Annotated in this window: 13 protein-coding genes; 11 read left to right on the top strand and 2 right to left on the bottom strand. The window is 61.6% G+C overall.

Annotation, left to right across the window (positions count from 1 at the left end):
* Positions 1–44: 44 nt before the first annotated feature.
* The 6 genes from EWV35_RS03040 (at position 45) to EWV35_RS03065 (ending at position 5,969) form a co-directional block, all read left to right on the top strand.
* The gene (locus EWV35_RS03040) at positions 45–596 is read left to right on the top strand and encodes a F0F1 ATP synthase subunit B (RefSeq protein ID WP_238654071.1); all 552 of its coding nucleotides are present in this window, start codon (positions 45–47) and stop codon (positions 594–596) included.
* Complete coding sequence (locus EWV35_RS03045) at positions 596–1,414, top strand: F0F1 ATP synthase subunit delta (RefSeq protein ID WP_129657996.1); 819 nt, start codon at positions 596–598, stop codon at positions 1,412–1,414. The genes EWV35_RS03040 and EWV35_RS03045 overlap by 1 nt, the downstream gene beginning before the upstream one ends.
* Before the next feature lie 141 nt (positions 1,415–1,555).
* Positions 1,556–3,193, top strand: coding sequence for a F0F1 ATP synthase subunit alpha (gene atpA, locus EWV35_RS03050; protein WP_129359895.1), 1,638 nt, complete (start codon positions 1,556–1,558; stop codon positions 3,191–3,193).
* A gap of 58 nt (positions 3,194–3,251) precedes the next feature.
* A complete protein-coding gene (locus EWV35_RS03055) occupies positions 3,252–4,181 on the top strand; it encodes a F0F1 ATP synthase subunit gamma (RefSeq protein WP_129657998.1) in 930 nt (309 codons plus the stop codon).
* 58 nt (positions 4,182–4,239) lie between these two features.
* Positions 4,240–5,700 (top strand): F0F1 ATP synthase subunit beta, encoded by a 1,461-nt coding sequence (gene atpD / locus EWV35_RS03060; RefSeq protein ID WP_129658000.1) that lies wholly within the window; start codon positions 4,240–4,242, stop codon positions 5,698–5,700.
* Between the two features lie 2 nt (positions 5,701–5,702).
* Positions 5,703–5,969 carry a F0F1 ATP synthase subunit epsilon gene (locus tag EWV35_RS03065; protein ID WP_129658002.1) on the top strand — a complete coding sequence of 89 codons (267 nt, stop codon included), beginning with the start codon at positions 5,703–5,705 and terminating at the stop codon, positions 5,967–5,969.
* Between the two features lie 213 nt (positions 5,970–6,182).
* Here the strand turns inward: EWV35_RS03065 and nucS are convergent, their stop codons facing one another.
* Entirely contained in the window at positions 6,183–6,878 is a 696-nt protein-coding gene (gene nucS, locus EWV35_RS03070; protein WP_129658004.1) for an endonuclease NucS, read from the bottom strand.
* A 61-nt stretch (positions 6,879–6,939) separates the two neighbouring features.
* Here nucS and EWV35_RS03075 point away from each other — a divergent pair, with 61 nt between their 5' ends.
* Both EWV35_RS03075 and EWV35_RS03080 read left to right on the top strand, forming a co-directional pair.
* A complete protein-coding gene (locus EWV35_RS03075; protein WP_129658006.1) occupies positions 6,940–7,275 on the top strand; it encodes an ATP/GTP-binding protein in 336 nt (111 codons plus the stop codon).
* 77 nt (positions 7,276–7,352) lie between these two features.
* Positions 7,353–8,147 (top strand): alpha/beta hydrolase, encoded by a 795-nt coding sequence (locus tag EWV35_RS03080; RefSeq protein WP_129658008.1) that lies wholly within the window; start codon positions 7,353–7,355, stop codon positions 8,145–8,147.
* Positions 8,148–8,159: 12 nt separating this feature from the next.
* Here EWV35_RS03080 and EWV35_RS03085 read toward each other — a convergent pair whose 3' ends face one another.
* A complete protein-coding gene (locus EWV35_RS03085; RefSeq protein ID WP_129658010.1) occupies positions 8,160–9,542 on the bottom strand; it encodes an AI-2E family transporter in 1,383 nt (460 codons plus the stop codon).
* Positions 9,543–9,686: 144 nt separating this feature from the next.
* Here EWV35_RS03085 and EWV35_RS03090 point away from each other — a divergent pair, with 144 nt between their 5' ends.
* The 3 genes from EWV35_RS03090 (at position 9,687) to EWV35_RS03100 (ending at position 13,278) form a co-directional block, all read left to right on the top strand.
* Positions 9,687–10,655 (top strand): tetratricopeptide repeat protein, encoded by a 969-nt coding sequence (locus tag EWV35_RS03090; RefSeq protein WP_129658012.1) that lies wholly within the window; start codon positions 9,687–9,689, stop codon positions 10,653–10,655.
* 152 nt (positions 10,656–10,807) lie between these two features.
* Positions 10,808–11,719: an ABC transporter ATP-binding protein gene (locus tag EWV35_RS03095; RefSeq protein ID WP_129658014.1), complete on the top strand. Its 912-nt coding sequence runs from the start codon at positions 10,808–10,810 to the stop codon at positions 11,717–11,719.
* Positions 11,701–13,278, top strand: coding sequence for a hypothetical protein (locus EWV35_RS03100; RefSeq protein ID WP_129658016.1), 1,578 nt, complete (start codon positions 11,701–11,703; stop codon positions 13,276–13,278). Before EWV35_RS03095 ends, EWV35_RS03100 begins: the two co-directional genes overlap by 19 nt.
* Positions 13,279–13,340 lie beyond the last annotated feature (62 nt).

A 13,340-nucleotide genomic window follows, 5' to 3' on the forward strand; every position in this document is an offset into this window, starting at 1 on the left:
GCTGCTCAACCCCTAGACAGAACTAGAGAACAGGAATCTCCTTTATGTCACTTTTGATGGCAGCGGAAGAGGGTGCAAGCCCCCTTCGCCCTGACTGGTGGGAAGTCCTCATCACCGGCCTCGGGTTCCTGATCCTTCTGTACATCGTCGTCAAGTTCATCGCCCCGACCTTCGAGAAGATCTACCAGGATCGCAAGGAGGCTATCGAGGGCGGATTGGCCAAAGCCGAAAAGGCTCAGGCCGAGGCTGCTGCTGCTCGTGAAGAGTACAACCAGCAGCTGGAGTCTGCTCGACTCGAAGCGCAGAAGATCCGCGAGGACGCTCGCGTGGAAGGCGAACAAATCGTCGCCGAGCACAAAGAGCGTGCCGCAGCCGAGGCTGCCAGGATCACCGAGAATGCACAGAAAACCATTCAGGCCGAGCGTTCGGCCGCACTGGTTTCCTTGCGTACCGAGGTGGGCACTCTGGCCACCGAGCTCGCCAGCAAGATCGTTGGGGAGTCGCTGAATGACGACGATCGCTCCAACCGCGTGGTGGACCGCTTCCTCGCCGACCTTGAAGCATCCCAGCAGCGAAGTGCAGGTGCAACCAAGTAATGGCAGGAGTATCGACTGAATCACTCAAGAAGCTGAGCCAGCTGTTCGAACAGCGCTTTTCCAGCGAGGCCAACGCCTCGATGAGCGAAGAGCTGTTTTCGGTTGCGGAATTGATCGATCACAACGGTGCTCTGCGCCGTGGCCTGACGGATCCTTCCCGCGAACCCGAACAGCGCGGCAAGGTGGCTTCGAGCGTATTGGAAGGCAAGGTTTACCCGGCCGTACGCGAAACCGTGGCTCGTGCGGCGGCCTCTCGCTGGTCGGCAGAACGGGATCTCGCAGATGCTCTTGAGCACCTCGGGGTACTGGCTGCCGCATTTGCGGCGGAAAATCGCGCCGGCCAGGACACCTTGTCGACCGTCATCGAGGACTTGTTGAGATTTTCGAAGACGGTGCAGGCTGACCCCAAGGTCCAGACTGCGTTGACTGATCAACGGGCTGACAACGCCGCGAAGAAGCAACTTGCAGCTCGAATCAGTGCAGCGCGGACGGAGGAAGGCCGCCTCCTGATCAACCAGGTCGTGGAGCATCCCCGCGGTGTTCAGCCCGCCGATTTGGCCGAGAAGTTCGCCGAGACCCTGGTTGCGCTCTCGCAGCGTTTCATCGCCAAAGTCACGACGAGCGCCCCGTTGGACGAGCAACGGCTCGCGCGGCTCGAGAAAGCCATTTCCGCGGTCTACGAACGGGACATGACACTCGACGTCACGGTCGATCCCGAGGTGATGGGCGGTCTCAAGGTTCAGGTCGGCGACGAAGTCATCGACGGAACCGTCTCGTCCCGGATCTCGAATCTCGACCGCTCGGTGTCTTCCTCGTGAGGGCCTTCCACGGCGATTCAGTCTGATACACAGCTGGGTCGCCCGTGAGGGATCGAAGAATTCACGGTGCGACCCACCCATACACGTACACTCGGTTCCAGAAGCAATGGGACCACCAATCTAGGAGAGCAGGGACACAAGATGGCCGATTTGACCATCAATGCCGATGATGTCCGCAGCGCGCTCGACGAGTTCGCGGCATCGTACGAACCCGGCGACGCACAGCGTGTCGAAGTCGGACGCGTCAGCAGTGCAGGTGACGGTATCGCTCGTATCGAGGGTCTGCCCTCGGTCATGGCGAACGAACTTCTTCGTTTCGAAGATGGCACTCTGGGCCTGGCCCAGAGCCTTGACACCCGTGACATCGGCGCGATCGTACTGGGCGAATTCGCCGGCATTGAAGAAGGACAAGAAGTTCACCGGACCGGGGAAGTACTTTCCGTGCCCGTGGGCGACGCTTTCTTGGGTCGCGTGGTCGACCCCTTGGGCCAGCCGATCGACGATCTCGGACCGGTTGAGTCCGAGGGACGCCGCGCTCTGGAGCTTCAGGCCCCGGGCGTGACTCAGCGCAAGTCGGTCCACGAGCCTCTCCAGACCGGTCTCAAGGCGATCGACGCCATGATCCCGATCGGCCGTGGGCAGCGTCAGCTCATCATCGGCGACCGCCAGACCGGCAAGACCGCGATCGGTGTCGACGCGATCCTGAACCAGAAGGACAACTGGGAGTCGGGCGACGTCAACAAGCAGGTTCGCTGCATCTACGTTGCCGTGGGGCAGAAGGCCTCGACCATCGCCTCGGTCCGCCAGACGCTCGAAGAGAACGGTGCCCTCGAGTACACGACCATCGTGGCCTCGCCCGCATCGGATGCTGCCGGCTTCAAGTACCTGGCCCCCTACGCGGGCTCCGCAATCGGCCAGCACTGGATGTACGGGGGCAAGCACGTCCTCATCGTCTTTGATGACCTGTCCAAGCAGGCCGAGGCTTACCGTGCGGTGTCGCTCTTGCTGCGCCGCCCGCCGGGACGCGAAGCCTACCCGGGTGACGTCTTCTACCTGCACTCCCGTCTGTTGGAGCGTTGTGCCAAGCTCTCCGACGAGCTCGGTGCAGGCTCGATGACCGGGTTGCCGATCATCGAGACCAAGGCGAATGACGTCTCTGCGTTCATTCCGACCAACGTCATCTCGATTACGGACGGCCAGATCTTCCTGCAGTCGGATCTCTTCAACTCCAACCAGCGCCCGGCTGTCGACGTCGGTGTTTCGGTTTCGCGTGTGGGCGGTTCGGCACAGATCAAGGCCATGAAGAAGGTTTCCGGCACACTCAAGCTGGACCTTGCTCAGTACCGCTCGATGCAGGCCTTCGCAATGTTCGCCTCCGACCTGGACGAGACTTCTCGTCGCCAGCTGGTGCGCGGTGCGCGACTCATGGAATTGCTCCGTCAGCCGCAGTACACCCCGTATCCGGTCGAAGAGCAGGTCGTTTCGATCTGGGCCGGTACCAATGGCTACATGGACGAGGTCGAGGTCTCCGACGTGCTCGAGTTCGAGAAGCGTTTCATCGACCATCTTCGTCGCCAGACCAACGTCCTGGGGGCGATCCGCGACAGCGGCAAGCTCGAGGACGATACCCTGGCCGAGCTGAAGACCGCGATCGACAACGTCAAGCGCGACTTCATGGCCGGTCAGAACGATGGTGCCGGTGCGGTCCGCGCCGGTCACGAGGAGCACACCCCCGTGAACGATTCGGAAGTCGATCAGGAACAGATCGTCAAGCGATAAGACCTGAGGATGCGCGGCTCGCGAGGGCCGTGCATCGTCCGGGCTGAAAGGAAGCTCTATGGGAGCCCAAATTAGGGTTTACCGCCAGAAGATTGCTTCGACGTCGTCCATGAAGAAGATCTTCAAGGCGATGGAGATGATCGCGACCTCCCGAATCAATCGTGCCCGCAAGCGCTCCAATGAAACGGGTCCCTACGCGAACGCCCTGACCAGGGCCGTGAGTGCGGTGGCCACGCAGACGTCGATCTCGCATCCGCTCATCAGTGACGGATCGGAATCCCGACGCTCCGCCGTGTTGATCTTGACGAGCGACCGAGGACTCGCCGGGTCGTATTCGGCGAATGTGCTGAAGAAGGCCGAGAGTCTGATCGAACGGTTGCGCCGCGACGGCCGCGAAGTCGAGCTGTACCTCGTGGGTCGCAAGGCCAAGCAGTACTTCGATTTTCGTGAACGGTCCTTCGAAAAGGTGTGGTCGGGCAATACCGACAACCCCGATGTCGAGACCGCACGCGAAATCGGTGAGGTTCTGCTCGATCGTTACTCCACGGCGTTCGAAGAGGGCGGGGTCGACGACCTTCACATCGTGTACACCGAATTCCAATCGATGGTCTCTCAGGAGGCCAAGATCCTAAGGCTGTTGCCACTGACCGTGGTGGACTCCAAGGAATTGGGCGAGGAAATTCTGCCCGGTGAGGAGTTCCGGGATGACGAGTTCGACAATGCCGCATCCTTCGAATTCGAGCCGAGCGCCGAAGAGGTGCTCGATGAATTGTTGCCGCGGTACATCGAGACACGTATCTTCTCCTGCCTCCTCCAGGCGGCAGCGAGCGAACTGGCCGCGCGCCAACGGGCGATGAAGTCCGCCGGCGACAACGCTGACGACCTTGTCAAGAAGTACACCCGCTTGATGAACAACGCACGCCAGGCCGAGATCACCCAGGAGCTCAGCGAGATCGTCGCTGGCGCCGATTCCCTCGCCGCCTCCTAACCACCCCCACGTACAGACACTACGTACAGAGATTCTCTGCGAAGAGGTAAGTGAAAGAATGACTGCCACCATGAACGAATCGACCTCCGCGTCGGTCCAGGGCGGCGTTGGACGCGTAGCTCGCGTGATCGGCCCTGTGGTCGACGTCGAGTTCCCGGCCAACCAGATCCCGGATATTTACAACGCTCTGACCACCGAACTGACCATCGGCGGACAGACCAAGAAGATCACCTTCGAGGTTGCTCAGCATCTGGGCGACAGCTTGGTCCGTGCCATCTCCCTGCAGCAGACCGATGGACTCGTCCGCGGCACGCCGGTCCAGGACACCGGCGATGCCATCTCGGTCCCCGTGGGCGACGGCGTCAAAGGCCACATCTTCAACGTTTTGGGTAACTCCCTCGACGTCGACGACGACCAGATCGAGGCCAGCGAATACTGGCCCATCCACCGCAAAGCTCCGAATTTCGCGCAGCTCGAAGGTTCGACCCAGATGCTGGAGACCGGCATCAAGGTCATCGATCTTCTGACCCCTTACATTCGGGGCGGCAAGATCGGTCTGTTCGGTGGCGCCGGCGTCGGCAAGACCGTTCTGATCCAGGAAATGATCACCCGTGTCGCCCGCAACTTCGGCGGCACCTCGGTGTTCGCGGGTGTCGGCGAGCGTACTCGTGAGGGTAATGACCTCTGGGTCGAGATGGAAGAAGCCGGGGTTCTCAAAGACACCGCACTCGTGTTCGGCCAGATGGATGAGCCCCCGGGAACGCGTCTGCGCGTCGCGCTGTCCGGCCTGACCATGGCCGAGTACTTCCGTGACGTCCAGAACCAAGACGTTCTGCTGTTCATCGACAACATCTTCCGCTTCACGCAGGCTGGTTCCGAGGTTTCGACCCTGCTGGGCCGTATGCCCTCGGCCGTGGGCTACCAGCCCACCTTGGCCGACGAGATGGGTGTTCTGCAGGAGCGCATTACCTCGACCCGTGGTCACTCGATTACGTCCATGCAGGCCATTTACGTGCCCGCCGACGACTACACCGACCCGGCCCCTGCCACCACGTTCGCTCACTTGGACGCTACGACCGAGCTTTCCCGCGATATCGCTTCGCGCGGTCTGTACCCGGCCGTGGATCCGCTGTCCTCGACGTCGCGAATCCTGGATCCGCAGTACATCGGCCAGGCTCATTACGACACCGCGATTCGCGTGAAGTCGATTCTCCAGGAGAACAAGGAGCTTCAGGACATCATCGCGATCCTCGGCGTCGACGAGCTCTCCGAGGAACAGAAGGTCGTTGTCTCGCGTGCCCGCCGTATCGAGCAATTCCTTTCCCAGAACACCTACACCGCGAAGCAGTTCACCGGTGTCGAGGGTTCGACCGTCAACATCAAGGAAACGATCGAGGGCTTCACCGCGATTTGCGACGGCGATCTGGACCACGTGCCCGAGCAGGCCTTCTACAACGTTGGCGGCCTGGACGACGTCGAGCGCAAGTGGGCCGAGCTGAAGGAACAGGGCGGTAACTGATCATGGCATCCGTCCTGAAGGTAGAAGTGGTTTCTCGCGAAGCCGTCGTGTGGCAGGGCGAGGCCAAGTACGTGCGCGCCCGGACGGCCGCCGGTGATATCGGTGTGCTGGCCGGCCACGCGCCCACCCTCGCCCTCCTCGCGGATGACGGGGAATTGGTCATCGACCCGGTGGACGGAGAGCGCAAAACGGCTCGGTTGCAAGAAGGATTCCTCACGGTATCCAACGACACCGTCGTGATAGCGGCCACGAGTAGCTCTGAGTTCTAACATCGTGTGAACGATCGATCCTCAGCGATCGAAGGGAAGGCCCGGCACTGATTCAGTGCCGGGCCTTCCCAATGTGGGATGGATAGGGCACTCTTCCGTCCCTTCGGACGGCGGCCGTCGAGAAATACCCCACGGACTTCCGACTCGGGCATGGGCCGCTGTCTCTTCTCGGAAAAGGACAGCGCCTCACCGTGGTGCGGGAAAATCCGGGTTCTAGAAGAGGCGGCCGTCCGCGTCGTCGACGCCGCGCATGGCATCGTAGTCCAGGGTCACGCACGAGATTCCGCGATCGGCCGCGAGGGTCTTGGCCTGCGGCTTGATCAACTGTGCGGCGAAGATACCACGGACGGGGGCGAGAACCGGGTCGCGATTGAGCTGCTCGAGGTACCGCGTCAACTGCTCGACGCCGTCGATGTCGCCTCGACGCTTGAGCTCAATCGCTACAGTGTGCCCCGTCGCGTCCCGGGCCAAAATATCAACCGGCCCGATGGCCGTCGGGAACTCACGGCGGATTAGGCTGTATCCCTCGCCGAGCGTTTCGATCTGTTCCGCGAGCAGGCGCTGCAGATCCGCCTCGACCCCGTCCTTGATGAGACCGGGGTCCACGCCCAACTGGTGATCCGACTCGTGGTGCTTCGCGAAGATGCGAACGATGAGGCGATCATCGGATTTGGCCGCCTGGACGATCCACCTCTCGATGGCGTCGTCCTCGAATCCGTGGTCCTCGGCGGATTCGATACGAATGGTTGCTGGGGGAGACATCCAGTTCAACGGCTTGTACGACCCTCCGTCCGAATGAACGAGAACGGAACCGTCGGCCTTGACCATGAGCAGGCGGGTAGCCAGCGGAAGATGAGCCTTGAGTCGGCCTTCATAATCTACGGAACAATCAGCTATCACTAGACGCACTCGCATCACTCTACCGGGCATACGCGTGAGGCGCAGTCGCGCCTGTGCCAGAATAAATGGCATGGCAGGATCTCGGCGAACACCACGAAGGGCCCAATCGGGCCACGGCAAAGCGGGTCCCAGCAAGTGGCAGAAGTTCTCGGACCTGACCGGAGGAGATATATCGCGAGCCCTTGAGCCCCAGCCTCGTATCGAACGGGACTCCGGAGGGGAATGGTACGTGCGCTACGTCCCGGCGTCGGGAGCGAGGAAGACGTACACGTGCCCGGGGTGTGGCCGACGTATCGCGGTGGGTTCGGCTCATTACGTGGTGTGGAGAAACGACCATATCTTCGGTGAGCAACGGGCCATCGAGGAGCGTCGGCACTGGCACAGCAGATGCTGGGACATCCACTGAATACATGAAGGCCCGAATACCTCCTTCGGGGGCCGCGAAGGCGCCCCCGAAGAGTACTCGCCCCTAGAATTGTGGCCATGGCGACTTCACAACCTGCGCAAACGGATTCTACGACCAATGGCCCCACCGAGATCGGCTCGGCAACGGTTCTTCCCGCGCGCCGGGAGAACATCGAAATCAGAACCGAGGACGGAAAAACGCTGGTAGGGGAGCTGGCACTGCCCGAGGGGGCCGACCCGGCTGCGACACTGCTGTGTCTGCACCCACTGCCCACCCACGGCGGATACATGGATTCTCACGTGTACAAAAAAGCCTCCTATCGGCTTCCCGCCCTGGCCCATATGGGAGTCCTACGATTCAACACACGGGGGACTTCCTCGCCTCGCGGCACCAGTGACGGCGAATTCGAGGAAGGGGTGGGCGAGAAAGCCGACGTGCTTGCGGCCCTCAATTTCCTCAAAGACCGTGGACTGCCGAATGTTTGGATCATCGGCTGGTCCTTCGGAACCGAACTCGCCCTCAAATACGGTTCCCACGAGCCCGTGAGTTCCTCCGTGAGCGGGGCGATCCTGTTGTCGCCTCCACTGCACCGCGCAACGGTAGAAGACCTGAGGTCCTGGGCCCGGAGCGGTCTTCCGCTGACCGTGTTGGTCCCAGAAAAGGACGACTATCTGCAACCAGCGGAGGCACGGGAAAGATTTTCCGTCATTCCGCAGGCCGACGTGATCGGTATCGACGGGGCCAAGCACCTGTGGGTAGGGGAAAAGTACGTGCGTCGGGCCCACGACGAGATCGTTTCGAAGATCGCGGGGCAACGAGTGCATCTCAAAACCGTATGGGAAGGCGCCATCGGTACCGAACCCCAAAAGTGATCGACGAGCGAGTCACCGCCGGTCTTGGCGCGGAATGAAAATCTCTCTGACCAGCAGGAGCGCCGACGCGGCGACCGGGATGGCAATGATGGCTCCCAGGACGCCCCAGAGCGCGCCACCGCCTGCAACGGCGATCACGGCCACGGACCCGGGAACCGCAACGGCTTTCTTCATGATGCGCGGAGAGATGAAATACGCCTCGATCTGCAAGTACGCGAAATAGCAGATCGCATACACGGCCGCGGATTGCCATCCTTGAAGAAGAGCTATGAAGGTAACCAGGATCCCGGCGGCCACGCCCCCGACTAACGGTATAAACGCCAAGAGCAGTACGACGAAGGCGCACAACAACGGGAACGGGACCCCGACGAGTGACATGAGGATCAGCGCGAAGATGGCATTGAGAAGTGCGACCACGGCCTGTCCCATGACGTAGTTGCCCACGGATTGAGTGACTTTCTCGGTCAATTCGGCCACTCGTGCACGCTTTGAACGCGGTGCAAGGCGAATGCCCCAAGCCTTGATCGAGGGCAGGGACGTCACGAAGTAGAGGGCCAAGAACATCACGATCAGCGTGCCAGTGACCACCTGGGCAATCGTCGACCCTGCATTAATCAGATTATTGAGGAAGTTGCCGACGAGGCTCGAGTCGCTGAAGGCCGTTTGGAAAAAGTGGCCCGCCTCGTTCTCGACCTTGTCGCGAATCCCGAATTGTTCGTCGAGTTCTTCCATGAATCGCGATGACAGGAAGTCGTCGAAAGTCTGCGGAAACCCATTGATGAATCCCAGGGCCTGGCGGGCGATGCTCGGAATGACCACGGTCGCCATCAGCACGATGATCCCTGCGAAGGCCAAGAGTACTATGGCCACGCCAAGGATGCGCGGCAGACCCTTCGACTCGAACCAGCGCACAATCGGGTCGAGGCCGAGGGCGATGAACATCGCCCCGGTGATCCATCCTCCGAGGGCGCCGACATTGACAGCCAGGTAATAGACCAGCAGGGCGAGTCCGACCCCCACGGTCACCAGGAACCCGAACTGAACCGGAGTCCGTGCGGCCGATGCGTAGTCAGGGCGCGGATCGAGCCGGTTGGGTGAGGTATCTGCATCGGCAGATGAATACTCGCCGGGTGATGGCCGGGAATCGCCGTTGGCAACCGCCGATCCCGACGGCCCGAGGCCGCTCTGGTTCACTTCGCTCACAGCCGGAGAGAGCTTGCAGGAGTCCCCTTGAAGGCCGTCTTCCGGAAGATCTACGACGTCGGGCAATTCGAACTTCGGACGCGGTTTGGCTCCGGGGAAGGGAGTAGACGACCCTTTCTTGCCGATCAAGGAACGCAAACGGCCCACGGCACGATCAACCGGGGTCCTCACCCGGCGCTTGTTACCTGGCATGCGTTTCCTCTCTGCGATGAAGGTCCTCCCCAGTCGAGATTACCCGGAGGGCGGACGCGGTTGGGGCCCTTCCCGCGTGTTTGAGATGATAAAGGAAATAAGTTGCTTCACCTCGGGACCCCCGAGCGGGAAAGGAATGACGCCATGACCTCAGGAACATTCGGTAACGCCGAACCTCAAGAGCCGCAGCCCGAAGAAAACATTCCGGCATCGGTCCGTTCCGCACCGGATCTGTCGCAGATGAGCGGCGCGGATACGCAGCGGGCGACCGGTCAGCCCACCGCGGGCGGGGCCCAGACCTACCGCCGAGACGTCACCACGACGGAGCAGTTCCAGGAAGTAGCCCAACTCTCCGGTCAGGGACCGGTCATCTTCGCCCTCTATCGCGGTGCGGACCAGCAGGCGGTGGATTCCGTTCGTCAACTCGAACAATTCATCAACCAGGCCGGTGGCCGTCTCCTGCTGGCTGCGGTCGACATCGATCAGGCTCCCGAAATCGCGCAGGCTTTCCAAGCCCAGAGTTCGCTGACCGTCGTCGCCATGCTGGGCGGGCGTCCGGCACCGATGTACGATTCGCCGGTTCCCGCCGACCAGGTTCAGGCGCTTTTGGGTCAGGTTCTTCAACTGGCCCAACAGGCCCAGCTCACCGGTACCTTCGAGCCGGTGGCCGCTGTGCCTGAGAGCACCGAGCCTGCTCCTCTTCCTCCACTTCATCAGAAGGCCCAGGACGCGATGGAGCAGGGGGACTACGCGACCGCAGCCGACGCATACCGGGAAGCGCTTCGCGACAAGCCTGCGGATCACGACGCAAAAATCGGATTGGCGCGCGTCGAGCTCCTCGCACGCGTCGAAAACCAGGATCTGGCACAGGCCCGGGAAGCCGCGGCCTCCAACCCGGAGGACATCGAAGCGCAACTGACCGTTGCGGATCTCGACGTCACGGGCGGTCATGTCGAGGATGCTTTCAACCGTTTGATTCGGCTGATCCAGCGTTCCGATGCACAGACGAAGGACACCGTGCGGGAGCGTCTGCTTGACCTTTTCGAGGTGGTCGGGGCCGAGGACGAGCGCGTGGTCAAGGCTCGTGGGGCCCTCATGAGGGCCTTGTTCTAGGCAAATGCCACTCCGGATTCTCTCCGCCACGCCCGGAGGGCCACCAGCACCTGGCTGATGGCCCTCCGGGCATTGCCGGCTCGGTGCCCTCCTCGAACGGAGTCCGCCCCAGGGTTGATGACGCCGCCATGGGAGTGTGATGTGATTTAGCTATGAAAAGCGATGAGAACTACCCAGAAAACCCTCAACCAGGGTCTTCCGCCGGACCGGGCGAACCTCCTCGTTTCGGAGACGATGCTCCCTCAGCCCAAGACCGGCAGGTCCCGACCAATACCGATCCCGGTATCGCGCAGGCCCAGCCTGGCACCGTCCGACAAGCGATATCGATCGGGAACTTGACCAGGGTGTTCGGGAACCGGGAAGTCGTCCACGGTATCGACCTGGACATTCCTTCCGGCACGATGTACGGACTCGTCGGCCGCAACGGTGCAGGGAAGACGACCACGCTGTCCATGGCGACGGGTCTGCTGCGGCCCACAGGGGGTGCCGTGTCCATCCGTGGGGTGGACGTTTGGGAAAGGCCTCGTGATGCGAAGAAGCTCGTGGGCGTTCTGCCGGACGGGGTTCACCTCTTCGACCGCCTGACCGGCCGCCAACTCATCACCTATGCGGGTCTCCTGCACGGACTCGACAAGGAGACCGTCCTCGAACGGACGGACGACCTGCTGCGCGCGATGGATCTGACCGACGCCTCCAACAAGACGGTGACCGACTATTCCGCGGGCATGCGCAAGAAGGTCGCCCTCGCTTCGGCAATGGTTCACGCGCCCGAGGTCCTGGTGCTCGACGAACCTTTCGAATCCGTGGACCCGGTGTCCGCGTCGAATATTCGAGACATACTCGCCGGATTCGTGCGTCACGGCGGTACGGTCGTTGTCTCGAGTCACGTCATGGACCTCGTCCAACGCATGTGCGATCACGTGGCGATCATGGACGAAGGCCATATTCTCGCCTCAGGCACGGTCGACGAGGTCCGTGGAAGCTCGAGCCTGGAAGACAAGTTCGTCGAGTTGGTCGGCGGCCGCGTCGAATCGGAGGGGATCTCATGGTTGGGAACCTCCTAAGCCTCAAATGGGCCTACTTCGTTGCGTCCCTGAAACGAAGTGGCTGGGCGCTCGCGGGAACAGTCATCGGCGGCATTTACGCGCTGTTCGGACTCTTCATGGTCTTCGCGATCTTCATGGTCCAACGTGGTGGCGAGGCCTCGACCGCTCAAGGTAGCGCGGTGATCCTCGGCACCGTGGTGACATTGCTGTGGTGCATCGTGCCCGTCGTCGCCACCGGCCAGGACTCGACGCTCGACCCTGATCTCTTGGCGCCCTATCCGCTCAAACCGCAAGAGATATTGGGTGGGCAACTACTCGGTTCATTCATCAGCATCTTCGGAATGATGACGCTGGTGGGGGCATTCTTTCCTGCGGTCAGCTGGACGTCACCGCTTACGGTGGCAGCGGCCCTCGTCTCGGGTGCCATTGGTTTTATGCTCCTCATGATCTGCTCACGGCTCATGAGCGCGCTCGGGATGGCCATACGCCAGAAACGTTTCCTGGCCGAAGGGATCGGTGCCGTCTTCTTCCTGGCGCTCTTGTGCGCCGGACCCTTGGTCGGAACGCTGACCGAAGGACTGTTCTCACCCACCTGGATCAGCGCTGTCTCCTCGGTCGTCGGGTGGACGCCCTTCGGTGCAGCGTGGGCGATTCCGGGCGACGTCGCCCAGCGCGCCTGGTTGGTTCTGGTCCTGCGATTGGTGGTCACGGCTGTCTATACGGCCGGCGGATTGTTGCTTTGGCACAAGGTCATCGCCTACCAAACCAGCCACGTGGGCAACGCATCGGGCGCATCCGGCGGGAAAACCAAAGCCGGCCAATGGCTGGGGCTCTTCTCGCGATTCCCCACGACGCAGGCGGGTGGGATCGCCGCGAGAACGGCCACGTATTACCTCAAGGACCCGCGCCTCAATCTGAACCTGCTGGTTGCACCCGGTTTTCTGGTGGTGTTCTGGTTTACGGGGATGTCCAACGGTGGCGCCTCGTTGACTATCGTCGCCCCTTTGGTCGGCTGGATGCTGGCGTGGCAGAGCACCTATTCGGTCTCGTACGACAACACCGCATTTGCTCTCCACCTCACGTCACCGATCACCGGCTTTCAAGATCGGTGGGGCCGATCCATCGGAATGTCCGTCATCTTCGTGCCGGTCGTGGTCCTGGTCTCGGTCATCGCCATGCTGCTCCAAGGCAATCCGGGAGGGATCCCGGCCAACCTCGGTTTGGGGTTGTGTCTGCTTCTGGCCGGTCTCGGCGTGGGCGCATGCGTATCGGTACGGTATGCGCTCCCGGTCGCAGCACCGGGGGAGAGCCCCTGGAAGTCTCGGAAGAACAATGCGGGCCTTGCCAACGCCCTGGTTCAGATGGTCGGAAGCCTCTTGATCGTGGCGATGGCTCTGCCGGTGTGGATCCTCCTGATTGTCTCGGTCGTTACCGGAAACGCAGTCATTGACTGGATCATCCTTATCGTCGGACCGATCTACGGATCCTTGGTGCTCTGGCTGGGCGTCGGAATCGGTGGACGCTGGTATGAGCGTCGCGCTCCCGAGCTGTACCAGGACCTGGTGCGTTTCCAATAGCCCAGCGCGGTTGACGCTAAAGTGCCCCGGACGTGATGAACGACCTCATCGATTCAGAACGT

Source organism: Rothia uropygialis, assembly GCF_004137765.1.
GTDB lineage: Bacteria > Actinomycetota > Actinomycetes > Actinomycetales > Micrococcaceae > Rothia.

What these genes read in the sequence shown, in the direction of transcription:
- atpD (WP_129658000.1), top strand. Translation starts at nt 4,240, where the DNA reads ATGACTGCCACCATGAACGAATCGACCTCCGCGTCGGTCCAGGGCGGC.
- EWV35_RS03090 (WP_129658012.1), top strand. Translation starts at nt 9,687, where the DNA reads ATGACCTCAGGAACATTCGGTAACGCCGAACCTCAAGAGCCGCAGCCC.
- EWV35_RS03095 (WP_129658014.1), top strand. Translation starts at nt 10,808, where the DNA reads ATGAAAAGCGATGAGAACTACCCAGAAAACCCTCAACCAGGGTCTTCC.
- EWV35_RS03075 (WP_129658006.1), top strand. Translation starts at nt 6,940, where the DNA reads ATGGCAGGATCTCGGCGAACACCACGAAGGGCCCAATCGGGCCACGGC.
- EWV35_RS03100 (WP_129658016.1), top strand. Translation starts at nt 11,701, where the DNA reads ATGGTTGGGAACCTCCTAAGCCTCAAATGGGCCTACTTCGTTGCGTCC.
- EWV35_RS03080 (WP_129658008.1), top strand. Translation starts at nt 7,353, where the DNA reads ATGGCGACTTCACAACCTGCGCAAACGGATTCTACGACCAATGGCCCC.
- EWV35_RS03065 (WP_129658002.1), top strand. Translation starts at nt 5,703, where the DNA reads ATGGCATCCGTCCTGAAGGTAGAAGTGGTTTCTCGCGAAGCCGTCGTG.
- EWV35_RS03040 (WP_238654071.1), top strand. Translation starts at nt 45, where the DNA reads ATGTCACTTTTGATGGCAGCGGAAGAGGGTGCAAGCCCCCTTCGCCCT.
- EWV35_RS03085 (WP_129658010.1), bottom strand. Translation starts at nt 9,542, where the DNA reads ATGCCAGGTAACAAGCGCCGGGTGAGGACCCCGGTTGATCGTGCCGTG.
- atpA (WP_129359895.1), top strand. Translation starts at nt 1,556, where the DNA reads ATGGCCGATTTGACCATCAATGCCGATGATGTCCGCAGCGCGCTCGAC.
- EWV35_RS03045 (WP_129657996.1), top strand. Translation starts at nt 596, where the DNA reads ATGGCAGGAGTATCGACTGAATCACTCAAGAAGCTGAGCCAGCTGTTC.
- EWV35_RS03055 (WP_129657998.1), top strand. Translation starts at nt 3,252, where the DNA reads ATGGGAGCCCAAATTAGGGTTTACCGCCAGAAGATTGCTTCGACGTCG.